Raw genomic sequence first — 13,549 nt, 5'->3', positions numbered from 1 at the left:
TGGCCCGACCTGGTCCTGGTCGGACGTGCCCTGATCGGACCGGGGCGGCAGGTGCGGGTCAGCGGTCGATCGGCGGCAGTCCGGCCAGGCCGGTGCCGCGCATCACGCGGTCCGCGGTCCTGTCCGGGGAGCTGTCGGGGCCGATCACCGTCTCGACACCGCCGGGCAGCACCTCGCGGAGGCGGTACCACTCCCACAGCCGGGTTCGTCGATCTCGTCGGCGACCGACCTGGTCGCGTCCGCGCGGCACGGTTCGGCGGATGATGTCCTGGCCCACCGCCGCCGGCCCTCCGCCGAACGCGGCGCGGACGGCGGCTGCCACACTCGGCTTCCCCGAGGCGCTGGTGCCGCGCAGGATGATCAACCGGGTCTCTTCGCCGCCCACCTTCACGGTGCCCACCGAGGTGAGGACCGTGAGCTGTGCGCCGGGTCCCGGCGCAGGGGCCGGGTCACTCCCGGGGCGCACGTCGTCTCCTCCCGGTGGTTGATTCCGTCCACCCCGTCCGTTTTTAAGATCATTCTCCGAGCAACGGATCGATCGACCGGTGGAGCACCTCATGACCCTGCTGAATGTACTGCTGGACGCGGTCCGTGAGGCCCCCGGACAGACCGTCGTGCATGTGCGCGGTGACGGGAGCGAGCTGACGGTCACCCTGCGCGAACTCCTGGACGATGCCCTGCGGGTGGCCGGCGGCTTCCGGGGTGCCGGGGTGCCGGCCGGGACCTGTGTGCCGTTGCTCGCCGACCGCGGCGAGGACTTCCAGCCCATGTTCTGGGGCGCGCTGGCGGCCGGCCTCGTTCCGGTTCCGCTGGCTCCGGACGCCCGCCGGGCCCTGCCGATCTGGGAGCACCTGGGACGGCCGCCCGTCGTCGTGGACGCCGCTACCGCGTCGCTGACCGGCGCGTTCCCCGACGGAACCGCTGTCCTGACCCTCGACGCCCTGCGGGCGGGACCGGTGGTGCGGGAGCCGGTCGCCGCCGGGCCGGAGGACATCGCGTTCGTGCAGTTCTCCTCGGGCAGCACCGGCGCGCCCAAGGGGGTGGAGGTGACGCACGGCGCGGTGCTGGCCAATCTGCGGCAGATACGCGCCGCCTCGGCACTGTGCGCGGACGACGTGGTGGTCAGCTGGATGCCGTACTTCCACGACATGGGGCTCATCGGCACGCATCTCGCCCCGCTGGCCGCACGCGCCCGGCAGGTCAGGATCGGCCCGTTGTCCTTCGCCAAGCGCCCCGGCCTGTGGTTCGAGGTGGCGGCCCGGCACCGGGCCACGGTGCTGTCCGCGGCCAACTTCGCCTTGGCGCTGGCCGTGCGCAGGGTTCCCGACGAGGTCCTGGCGCGGCTGGACCTCTCGGCCGTACGGCTCCTTCTCGTCGGGGCGGAACCGATCGCGCCCGCGGTGTGGCGTGCCTTCGCACGCAAGACCCGGCCGGCCGGGCTGGACCCGGCGGCCGCCCAGCCGGTGTACGGCCTGGCGGAGGCGACGCTGGCGGTGACCTTCCCGCCGCCGGGCGAGGTGGCCGAGCCGCTGGTCCTGGACCGCGCGTCGTTGAGCGGTGGCGTGGCGGTCGACGCCGAACCGGGCGAGGGCGCCGTCGAGTTGATGGACGTCGGACGGCCGGTGGCGGGCTGCGCCGTGCGCATCGTCGACGACGCGGGGGCCGGCCTCGGGGACCGGCGGGTCGGGCACATCATGGTGCGCGGCCCCCAACTGGCCCGTGGCTACCACGGTCTTCCCGGTGTGAGCGCGGAGGTGTTCGCCGATGGGTGGTTGCGCACCGGTGACCTCGGGTTCCTGCGGGACGGGCGGCTGTGCGTCACGGGCCGCCACAAGGACGTGCTGTCCCTCAACGGCCGCACGTTCCACGCCACGGACATGGAAGAGGTCGTGGCGGCGACGCACGGGCTGCCGTCCGGAGCCCCGGCGGTGATCGGTTCGTCCGATCCGGTCAGCGGTGCGGAGCGCGTCGTGGTGTTCGTTCCCTGGGCGCGGCCTCCGCGCGACGCGGCGACGGTGCTCGACCGCGTGGCGGCGCGGGTGCGGGAGGCGCTGTTCCATGACGACGTACGGGTGCTGGCCCTGCCGCCCGCGGCTTTTCCCCGTACGACGAGCGGCAAACTGCAACGCCGGCGGTTGCGGGAACGGTTCGAGGCGGGCGAGTTCGCGGCGCACGGGCGGGGTGTGCGCGGACAGGCGAGGGATGGCGCCGGGGCGGCCTACGGCAGTTCGTCGGTCGCTGCGGGCGGCGGGGGTTCGCCGGTCGGGATCGGGGGCGACGGGTCGTCGGTCGGGACCGGAGACGGCGGACGTTCGCCGGTCGGGAGGGGAGACGACGGCAGCTCCTCGGTCGCGGTGTGCGACGGCGGTGGCGGGTTGTCGGTCGCGGCCCCTGTCGGCCGGGCGGACGGGCATCGGACGGCGGCGGAGTCGCACGCGGCAGCGCCTCGGGATCGGGCCGAGACCGTCGAGGCGGTCCGGGACGTCTGGGCCCGGGTCCTGGGTGCGCCCGCCGGGTCGATCGGGGTGCACGAGCCGTTCGGGAGCCTCGGGGGCACGTCGCTCAAGGCGATGGAGGTGCTGGTGGAGCTGGAGGAGGCGTTCGGTGTGACGCTGCCGCCGGCGGTGATCCGCGACCACGGGACGGTGTCCGCGCTCGCGGATCACCTGCTGAGGATCGCTCCCGGAACGGTGGCCGTCCCTCCCCCGACGTCCGCTCCGGAAGCGGTGGGGACCCCCGCTCCCGGAGCAGGGGAACCGCCCCGGACTGGCGCACCGGCCGGGCCCCCCGCCACCGCGCCCCGGTCTCTCCCGGCGTCCGCCGAGGCCGCCGTCATCGGACTCGCGTGCCGCTTCCCCGGTGCGGACACGCCCGAGGCGTTCTGGGACCTGCTCCTGGAAGGACGCGACGCCGTCACCCCCGTACCGTACGAGCGCTGGGGTGACGACCCCCGCGACCGGCAGGGCGACCGGAGGCGTTGGGCGGGGCTCCTGGAGGATCCGGCCGCCTTCGACGCCGGGTACTTCGGCATCGGGGCTGAGGAGGCGCGGGCGCTCGATCCGCAGGCGCGGCTCTTCCTGGAACTCGCGCACGAGGCCCTCGAACGCGCCGGGTACGCGGGTCCGCGCCGGCGCGGTCGCCGCGTCGGCGTGTTCGCGGCGGTCGGTGACAGCGGCTACCGGGAGGTGCTGGACCGGGCCTCGGCCGACGGCTCCCCTCCGCCCGCCGCGCTCACCGGGAACCTTCCCTCCCTCATCGCCGCCCGCGTCTCGCAGTGCCTCGATCTCGACGGCCCCGCGCTCGCCGTGGACACGGCGTGTTCGTCGGGCCTGGTGGCGCTGCATCTGGCCCGGCGCAGCCTGCTGGACGGCGAGTGCGACCTCGCCGTCGTCGGCGGGGTCAACCTCCATCTGACCTCGTCCCCGCACCGGTTGCTCGAAGCGGCCCAGGCCCTCTCCCCCACCGGGCGCAGCCGCGCCTTCAGCGCCGACGCCGACGGGTTCGTGCCCGGCGAGGGAGGTGCGGCGATCGTCCTGACACGCCTGGACGCGGCGCGGCGCGCGGACGATCCGGTACTCGCGCTGGTCCGGGGCACGGCCGTCAACAACGACGGCCGGTCGATGAGCCTCATGGCTCCGAACCCGTTGCGGCAGCGCGAGGTCATCACCCGCGCGTACGAGGCGGCGGGCGTCGATCCCGCCACGGTGACCTACGTCGAGGCCCACGGGACCGGCACCGCCGTGGGGGACCCGATCGAACTGCGCTCGCTGGCCCACGCGTTCCCCGTACGGCCCGACGGCGAACCCCGGCTGCTCGGGTCGGTGAAGACCAACATCGGCCATCTGCTGAACGCGGCGGCGCTGCCCTCCCTGGTGAAGGTCGTGCTGGCCCTGGGTCACCGCAGGCTGCCTCCGTCGCTGCACCATGCCACCCCCTCGGCGGGCCTCGCTCCCGCCGGTTTCTCCCTGGTGTCCGAGGCCAGGGAGTGGACGGCGGCCGGGCCTCTGGTCGCGGGCGTCAACGCGTTCGGATTCGGCGGCACCAATGCCCACGCCGTTCTCGAACAGGCTCCGGTTTCGCCGTCCTCCGCCGTCCCGGTCACGCCGCCGGCCGCGAGCGCCGCGCGGGAAACCACGGTCGAGGGGCCTCATCTCCTGACCCTCTCGGCCCGGAGCGCGGGTGCCCTGCGCGACGCGGCGGCCGAGCTCGCCGCGTATCTGGAGAACCGCCCGTACGTGCGCGAGGGCGACGTCTGCCGGACGGCGAGCACCGCGCGGGACGAGGGGCCCCATCGGCTCGCGGTCGTCGCGGACGGTGATCTGCGGGAGCAGCTCGCCGCCGTGGCGGTGGCCTCCGCCGGAACGGGCACGGTGCGTGGGCGCGTCGGAAGCGTCGTCCGGTCCCGGCCACGCGTGGTGTTCCTGTTCCCCGGCCAGGGCGCGCAGTTCCCCGGCCAGGACCGGGCGCTGTACCGGACGGCCCCGGTGTTCCGGGAGACGTTCGACGAGGCGTCGGCGCTCGTGGGCCCGGTGTGCGGCCGGCCCCTGCGGGACTGGGGCCTGGACCCGGACGCGGACCCGGACGCGCAGGCCGCGACGGAGGTGGCGCAGCCGCTTCTGGTCGCGTCCGGGGTGGCGCTGGCGCGCCAGCTCCGCGCCTGGGGCGTGGAACCGGACGCGGTCGTCGGGCACAGCGTCGGGGAGATCACCGCTGCCTGTGCCGGCGGCGCGCTGACCCTGCCGGACGCCGTGCGCTTCGCGGCCGAACGGGGCCGTCTGATGAGCGAGTTCACCGATCCAGGAGCCATGCTCTCCGTGCTCGGTGGGGACGACGCCGTCGCCGCGGTGGTGGCCGAGTCCGCCGGGGCGCTCACGGTGGCCGCGTACAACGGTCCCGGTCTCCAGGTCCTGTCCGGGAGCGTGTCCGCCGTGGAACGCGCGGCGCGCGTTCTCGATGCCCGAGGCGTCCCGACGCGTCGTCTGCGCGTCTCACGGGCCTTCCACTCACCGCTGATGCGGCCGATCGGCGGCCCGCTCGCCGAAGCGGCGCGGGCGCTCGTTCCGGCGGCGCCGTCCACCGCGCTGATGAGCACCGTCACGGCTGAGTGGCAGCCGGTCCTCGGCCCGGAATACCTGCGCGACCACGCCGAACGCCCGGTGCAGTTCGGGGCGGCCGTGGAGCGCCTGGCGCGGGAGGGGTACGACACCTTCGTCGAGGTCGGACACGGCATGACGCTCTCGGGTGCGGTGCGCGCGGCGACAAGGGCGTACGCGGGTGGCGGGTACGGCGTATCCGGTGCGTCCGGTGCGACTGTGGGGGCCGGCGTGAACGGGGCGACTGTGGGGGCCGGCGTGACCGATCGGGAGCATGGTCCCCACCGATCCGGCGGGCCCGTGGTGTCCGGTGCGCCCGGCCCGTCCGAGGTGTCCGGTGCGTCCGAGGTTGCCCACGCGTCCGAGGTGTCCGACGCGTCCGGCGCGGACCGTGCGTTCACGGTGGTGTGCGCCCTGCCAGGCCGCTCCGCCGCCCGGCCGGACGCCGCCGCCGAGCAGGTCGATGAACCGGGCGGGCGCGGGGACCTGCTGGGAACGGTCGGACGTCTCTGGTCGCTCGGCGTTCCGCTGGACCGGAGCGCGCTGGACGCGGGACATCGCCGGATTCTGCTGCCCACCTACCCCTTCCAGCGCAGCCGGTACTGGGCCGTTCCGCCCGCGAACCCGCTGCTGCACCGGGTCCTCTGGGAGGAAGTCCCCCTGCCCGGCCCGGCGGGGGGCGGCGTACGTTCGGTGCTGCTGACCGGGCCCGATGCCGCGTCCGTGGGGCGGCTCGCCTCCCAGCTCTCCGCCGAGGGCATCCGGATGCACGCACCGGGCGAGGGACCGCCGGACACCGTGGTGCTGGTGGCCGGGCCCGCTCCCGACCAGGACACGGCCCACGCTCTCGGGCGGGCGCAGGAGGTCGCGGTGGCCGCCTTCGACGAGGCCCTGGCCCGGTTCGACGAAACGCGTGCGGGCAGGCTGCTGGTGCTGACCGAGGATGTGCACGCCACCGGGAGTGCGCGGGAGCGGCCTCGTCCCGCCCACGCCGTCCTCGGCGGCCTTCTTCTGGCTCTCCCGCAGGAGACCGAGGGCGCGGTCGCCGCCGCGGTCGACCTCTGTTCGTCGGACACTCCGTCGCAGCGCCTGGCCGCCGTGCTCGCCGAGCTCGGAGCCGACGGTGTCCCGGGCGGGGCCGCCACCGTCGCCTGGCGCGGTGGCCGCAGGCTCACCCGCCGTTTCGCACCGGTGGCGCACGACACCACGGCACCGCCTGCGGCAGCGGCCGTCCGGTCGCCGTTGCCGCCCGACGGCACGTTCCTCATCACCGGGGGCGGCGGCGGGATCGGTGCCGCGCTCGCGCGCGAACTCGCGGGCCGGGGCCGCCCGACCCTCGTCCTCACCGGACGTTCCCCCCGGCCGCCCGCCGGGCTGACCGAGGAACTACGTTCGCTGGGTGCGACCGTGCGCTACCGCGCCGCCGACGTCTCGGTGGAGCGGGACGTCGACGCGCTCGTCGCGGAACTGCCCCGTCTCGACGCCCTCTTCCACGCCGCCGGTGTGGTACGCCCGGCGCCCCTGAGGAACCGGCGCGCCGAGGAGACGTCGGACGCCTTGGCCGCGAAGACGCGGGGCGCCCTGCTGCTCTCGCTCGCCCTGCGCCGGCACGGGCTCGACCCGGCGGTGCGTGTCGCGTTCTCCTCCGTCAGCGCCGTGCTGCCCGGCCTGGCGGGAGCGCTCGGCGACTACGCCGGAGCCAACGCCTTCCTCGACGCGTTCGCCGCCTCGGAGCGGCACGCCGGACGGCGCTGGCTCTCCGTGAACCTCGCGGCGGTGGCCGGGACGGGCATGGCGTCGGACTGGGGCTCCGGGGCGGGTTCCGCCGGCGTGCGGAGCGGCGGAAGCCGTCCGGTCGCCCTCGCTCCCGCGCTGGCCGCGCTCCGTACGGCGTGCGGCGTCGACGCCGCACAGCTCCTGCTCGCCGACCTGTCGCCGTCGCCGGAACCGGACCTCTCCCCGCCGCCGACCGGGACGGCGGGCGTCGCGGGAGCGCACCCCGCGACCGGCCCGGCCGCCGCGCACCGGGCCCCCGCCACCGGAGCTCCCGCGCCGGGGACGGCGCGCACGGGGGCCGAACCCCGTACTCCGACCGCCGCGTTGCTCCGTCGGCTGCTGGCTTCGGCGCTGCGACTGCCCGACGCCACCGTCCCCGACGACGCGTCGTTCCTCGCGCTCGGGCTGGACTCGCTCGCCGCCGTCGATCTCGTCCGGCAGCTCGAACGGGAGCTGGGCAGGACTCTGCCCGCCACGCTCTTCTTCGAGTACCGGACCGTCGCCGAACTGGCCGCGTACCTCGACACCACGCCCTCCCCCTCCCCGGCGCCCGTCTCCCCGGCCACCCCATCCCCGGTGCCGGAGGGGCGCTCGTTCCCGCTCACCCCCGTCCAACTGGCCCTGCTCACCGGCAGCCGGCTCCACCCGGACATACCCGCGCACGGCTACGTCCGGCAGACCGTCCGGGGCCCCCTGGACACCGGGCTCCTGGGCCGCGCGCTCGCCGCCCTCGCCGACCGGCACCCCATGCTGCGGGTCCGTATCGACAACGCCGCGGACACCGGGGACGGGACCGGCCCGGCACAGTACGTCGCGCCGCCCTCCGCGCTCTTCGACTGGTACGAGGTGCGTGAGCTCTCCGGCCGTATCGAGCAGGTGGAGACGGACCTGTGCAACCGGCCGTTCGACCTCTCCGCCGAGCCGCCCGTGCGCGCGGTCCTCGCCCGTGAGAGCGCGGAGCTGTCCCATCTGGTCCTGGTGATCCACCATGCGGCCGGTGACGGCTACAGCCTCAACGTCCTGGCCGGGGAGCTGTGGACGCTCTACACCGCACTCGTCCACGGCGAGGACCCGCGTCTGCCCGCACCCGACGCCGGCTTCGCGGCGTACGCGGCCGCTGCCGCCACCGAGCCGTCCTCCGCCGACGGACCCACGGCCCTCGACGTCGACCGGCGGTACTGGGCGGAGCGGCTGGCCTCCCGCCGCGAACCGCTGCGCCTGCCGTACGACGGTGATCCCTCCGCCCTCCCCGCCGCGCCCATCGCCACGCGTCAGAGCGCCCTCGACGCGGCGCTGACCGCCGCGCTGGAGGAGCGGGCCGCCGCTCGCGGGGTGAGCCTGTTCCATCTGCTCCTCGCCGTGCACGTGCGCTGTCTGGCCCGGTGGAGCGGGCAGCGGGACATCGCGGTGAACGTCGCTCGCGCCCGGCGGGACCACCGACGGCCGGGCCTGGAGCGGCTCGTGGGGCCGCTCGCCGACTCCCTCCCCCTGCTGTGCTCGACGGGCCCGGAGGAGCCGGTGGACGCCCTGGCCGGGCGGCTGGCGGAGATCTGGCTGGAGTGCGAACAGCACGCGAGCCTCACGAGTCCGGACCTGGCGCGGCTGCTGCCGGCCGACCCGTCCGGTGCGGGACCCCGGACGGTGTCCCCGGCCGGTTTCAGCTTCTCGCGCTTCCCCGTCGCTCTCGACGGACGGTGCCCGGTGAGCGTGCGGCCGACCGCCGCGGGCACCGCCACCGCCGCGACGCGCCTGACCCTGCTGTGCTGGCAGGACGAGTCCGTCCTGCGCTTCTCGTGGAACTTTCCCGTCCGGCTCTTCGATCCGGAGACGGTGGCCCGGCTGGACCGCGAATTCCACGACGCGTTGACCGCTCTGGTCCGGCCCGGAGCGCCACTCCTTCCCGACGCCCGGCCGGAACCCGGCGCGCCCGGAGGACCGCTGTCCGAGGGCGGGAGCGAGGGTTCCGGCCGCACGGCACCGGTTCCCGTGGAGGCCGGTGGCCACTGCCCGGAGACCGGCAGGGCCACGCTGGTAAGGCGATTGATCGAGCGGTTCCGGGCCACGCCGGACGCGATCGCCGTCGACACGGGCGACGCCACCCTGACGTACGCCGAACTCGACCGCGCTTCCCATGCCCTCGCGGCCGTTCTCCTCGCCCGTGGCGTGATTCCGGGGAGCCTCGTGGGTCTGCTCACCGAGCCCGGCGCCTACACCGTCGTGTCGGTCGTGGCGACCCTGCGCGCCGGGGCGGGCTGGGTTCCGCTGGACGCCGGCCACCCGACCGCGCGCCTGGCGGACCAGCTCACGCGCTCGGGGGCCCGCGCGGTGCTCTGCCACGCCGCCACGCGGGCGGTGGGCGCGTCGCTCGGCGACGTCACCCTCGTGTGCGTCGACGAGGTGACGCCGCTTGTCCGGAGTGCCCCGGATGCCACGGGCGGCCACGGCCCCTTCCCGGCGGACACGGCCCGGCAGCCCGCCGCGCAACCCGGCGGGGGCCCCGTACCCGATCGGCCGGCCGACGCCGACGGCATCGCGTACGTGATCTTCACATCCGGGTCGACCGGGCGGCCCAAGGCCGTGCCGATCACCCACCGGTCGATGGAGAACTACCTCGACTGGGCCGTCGCCACCTTCGGCTACGACGAGCACGACCGGCTCGCCCAGACCGCGTCACCCTGCTTCGACGCCTCCGTCCGCCAGCTCCTCGCCCCGCTGCTCGTCGGCGCCACCGTGGTCACCGTGGACCGGGACCTGCTGCGCGACCCCGACCGGCTGCTGACGCACGTCGAGCGGAGCCGGATCACCGTCTGGAGCTCCGTCCCCACGCTCTGGGAACAGCTCCTGGGCGCGTCCGAGGAACGGGTACGGCGCGGCGCGCCTCGGCCGGACCTGTCCGCGCTCCGGTGGATCCATGTCGGGGGCGAGGCGCTGTCACCGGCCCATGTCCGCCGCTGGTTCGACTTCTTCGGCGACGGGCAGCAGATCGCCAACCTGTACGGGCCGACCGAGGCGACCATCAACACGAGCTGCCACATCATCCGGTCCCGGCCCGGCGACGAGGTGCGGCGACTCCCCATCGGCCGCCCGGTCTCGGGTACGGAGGTGAGGGTCGCCGGGCCCGGCGGTGAGCCCCGTAGGCCCGGCGATGCCGGCGAACTCCTGATCTCCGGTATCGGCCTGACCGCGGGCTACCTCGGCGAACCGGACCTGAACGAGGCGGCGTTCACGGTGCTGGCCGGACGTCGCTGGTACCGCAGCGGTGACCGCGTGCGGTGCTCCGCGGACGGCGTCCTGGAATTCCTCGGGAGGCTGGACGACCAGGTGAAGATCCGCGGCAACCGGGTCGAGCCGGGCGAGGTCGAGGCGGTGCTCCAGACCCATCCGGAGGTCGCCCACGCCGCCGTCCTCGTCCTGGACGGGCGGCTGGCCGCTTTCGTGACCCCGGGTCGCGGCGCGGACGCCGCGGCGCTCCGCCTCCATCTCGCGCAGTCGCTGCCCCCGTACATGCTTCCGTCGCGGATCACCCGGATCGGCAGGATGCCGCTGACGGGCACCGGCAAGATCGACCGGCGCGTACTCCTGGACCTCCGGGAACCGTCCGGCGGGGCCGGGACGGGCGGGGCAGCCGCCGAGGCGGTCACGGAGTCCGCTGCCGGCGCGGGTTCGGCCGACGGCCGAACGCCCCAGCCGTCCCGTACGGCGTCCCCGTCGCGCCCGGCCCCGCGCACAGCGCCCCGTACCCCGACCGAGGTCCGGCTGGCCGCCGTCTGGTCCGCCCTGCTCCGGACCGACGACGTGTGCCGCGAGGACGACTTCTTCGTCCTGGGAGGCGACTCCCTGCTCGTACTGGAGGTGTTCGCCCGCCTGGAGAAGCAGGGCGGGCCGCTCCCCCGGCCCACGGTGATCTACCGTCACCGGACCCTCGCGTCGCTCGCGTCCGCTCTGGACGCGTCGGCGGACGCGGGCGCGGACCGCGGGCCGGACGCCTCCGCGCGCGACCACGAGGTGCCGGGCCGCGCCGCGGGCCCCGGACCGGCCACGGCTCCGCCGCCCCACCCGCTCACCCCGACCCAGCGGGGCTTCCTGCTGGCCGAGGCCATCGCGCCGGGAGCGACCTCGTCCTGGCTCACCCGGATCCGGCTGCACGGGCGCCTGGACCGGGCCCGTTTCCAGAGCGCGGTGGACACGCTCGTCGCCCGCCATCCGATGCTGCGCACCGTCTTCCCGGCAGGAGCCCGTCCGGCCGTCCAGCAGGAGCTTCCGTCCTCCCTGCGCCTGCCGGTCGACTTCGAGACCCTGACCGGCCCGGAGCAGGTGGAGGAGCGGGCCGCCGCCGAGCGGGCGCGCCGCTTCGAACCCTGGGCCTGGCCTCTGCTGCGGCTGCGGGTGCTCACCGTCGCACCCGAGGAGCACGTGCTGGTCGCGCACGCGCATCACATCATCGGCGACGGCTACAGCGCCGCGCTCCTGATCCGCGAGCTGACGACCGTGTACGACGCCCTGGCGGACGGCGGCGCACCGGCCTCGGCGCCGCTGCGCAGCACGTTCCACGACCACGCCGCCCACCTCGCGGCGCGGTCGGACGCCGACGCGGCGCAGGCCCCGGCCGAGAATCCCGTGACGGCCTGCCCCGCCCCGGCGGGCGTGGACCGGTGGACGCGGCTCAGCACGCCCTACGTGCCGCCGGTGCTCTCCGCCGGCACGACGACGGACACCGGCGCGGGCCGGCTCCCCGGACCGGACCCGCTGTTCCACACCCACGGTTTCACGCTCAAGGCCGACCAGGTGTCGGCGCTGCGCGGACTCGCCGCCGTCCACAGCGGATCGAGCCTGTACGTCCCGGTGCTCACCGCCTACTACCGGGCCCTCGTCGCGGCGACAGGCCGGGCGGATCTGGTGCTCGGCCTCGCGGTGAGCGGCCGGGACCACGCCCTGCCCGACGCGCACCGGGTGTTCGGGCCGTTCGCCACGGCCGTGCCGCTGCGCCCGGCGGGTCCGGCGTCCGGGCGGCCCGACGACGCCGGCTTCGACGACGATCTGCGGCGCGTCGCCACCGAGGCGGCCGAGGCGCGGGCATACGAGGGGGCAGTTCCGTCGCTGCCCAACGGGCTGCCGCTGACCTCGCAGTTCTTCTTCACCTCCCTGGACTTCTCCGCCCTGGGCCCGGTGGGCGGCCGGACGCTGACCGTCGTCGGGGAGGACGGCGACAGCGTGTTCACACCGCCTCCGGCCGGTACGGACGTGTTCCTGGCGGCCGCGCCGGAAGGGGGGCGACTGCGGATCACCGTCCGCGCGGCGGCGACGGCGTTCACCCCGCGGACGCTGGCCGCGCTCGCGGGCACGGTGCGCGACGGTCTCGTGGAGGCGGCGGCCTGGGCCGGGCCCGGCCCCGTCTCCGGGCCCCCGGAGAGGCCGCGGCCCTCGGGCCGGGGCCGACGGGACGCTCGCCCGGACCGGCGGGACGTACCACGGCCGGTCCGGAAGGGCCGGGACCCGGACCGACCGGACGTGGGCGGGGGCGAACGGCTGGACGCCGCGCTCATCGGCTATCTGCCGTCCCCGGCCGACCTCGCCCGGATGGCGGGGCTGCCCCGAGCGGCCCTGCGGCGGGAGGAGTTGCGGGCCCTGTTGTTCCCTGCCGGACAGCCCCGGCACCTGGAGACGCTCGGCACCCCGCTGGGCCGGTCGGGCTTCGTCGGCGTGCCGGTGTTCGCGGACGAACTGGCCTCCGACGGGAACCTCCTCGGACACACCGCGCGAGGCGTGGAGCTCGCCGGGTCGCTCGGTGCGCGGGCGGTGTCCCTCGCCGGCATGATCCCCTCCCTCACCGGCTACGGCTTCGACGTCCTGCGGGAACTCGGCACCACCGGGGCCGCCGTCCCCGCTCTCACCACCGGTCACGCGACGACCGTCGTGTCCGTCGTCCGGACCGTGCACGCCGCGCTCGACGCGACCGGGCGGCGGCTGAGCGCTCTCACCGTCGCGTTCGTGGGGCTCGGCTCGATCGGCTCGTCCTCGCTGGAGTTGCTGCTCACCCGTGCCCAGCGGCCGCCCGCCCGTCTGCTGCTCTGCGACGCGCCGGGCAGCGGGCCGCGCCTGAAAGAGCTGGCCGAAAGCCTGCTGGAACGCCGCCTCGTCGAGGACGTGGAGGTGGTCGAGTCGGAGGGCCACGGGCTCCCCGACGCGGTGTACGGGGCCGGTCTGATCGTCGCGGCGGTCGGCGGGGGCGGCGGCGCGCTCCTGGACGTCGACCGCCTGGCACCGGGGACGACGGTGGTCGACGACTCGTTCCCGCACTGCTTCGACACGGCGCGGGCCTTCGAGCGGATGGACCGGACGAAGGACGTCATGATCGTCGGCGGCGGGCTGCTGAGCGCCGGAACCGTACGACAACGGCCGGCCGAGGGTCTGCCGGCCGCCGCGGTGGCCGGCTACCTGGCCCGGCCGATGGTGCCGGACACCATCGCGTCGTGCCGCCTCGAATCCCTTCTCCACGCGTCGGGGGCCGCTGTCCCGCTCGTCCGGGGCCTGGTCGACGCGGCCACGGGGGCGGCCTACTGGGAGGCGGCGGAGTCGACCGGAATCCGGGCCGCGCCCCTGCACCTCCTCACCCGTACCCTCGACGTGGCCGCACTCGATCGCGTTGTCAGTGGGCGGGATTAAGTTCGTGACCGTCCCGC

Annotated in this window: 2 protein-coding genes; one reads left to right on the top strand and one right to left on the bottom strand. The window is 75.5% G+C overall.

Annotated features, from left to right (window positions below; translation table 11 throughout):
- Positions 1 to 58 precede the first annotated feature (58 nt).
- Positions 59 to 466, bottom strand: coding sequence for a hypothetical protein (locus QFZ71_RS29830; RefSeq protein WP_373465173.1), 408 nt, complete (start codon positions 464 to 466; stop codon positions 59 to 61).
- Between the two features lie 91 nt (positions 467 to 557).
- Here QFZ71_RS29830 and QFZ71_RS29825 point away from each other — a divergent pair, with 91 nt between their 5' ends.
- Positions 558 to 13,532: a non-ribosomal peptide synthetase/type I polyketide synthase gene (locus QFZ71_RS29825; RefSeq protein ID WP_307671259.1), complete on the top strand. Its 12,975-nt coding sequence runs from the start codon at positions 558 to 560 to the stop codon at positions 13,530 to 13,532.
- Positions 13,533 to 13,549 lie beyond the last annotated feature (17 nt).

Source organism: Streptomyces sp. V2I9, assembly GCF_030817475.1.
Lineage (GTDB): Bacteria > Actinomycetota > Actinomycetes > Streptomycetales > Streptomycetaceae > Streptomyces.
This window is presented reverse-complemented; position numbering and strand designations above follow the sequence as displayed.

Bases quoted from the DNA above. Each gene is read 5' to 3' on its own strand.
- QFZ71_RS29825 (WP_307671259.1), top strand. From the start codon at position 558: ATGACCCTGCTGAATGTACTGCTGGACGCGGTCCGTGAGGCCCCCGGA.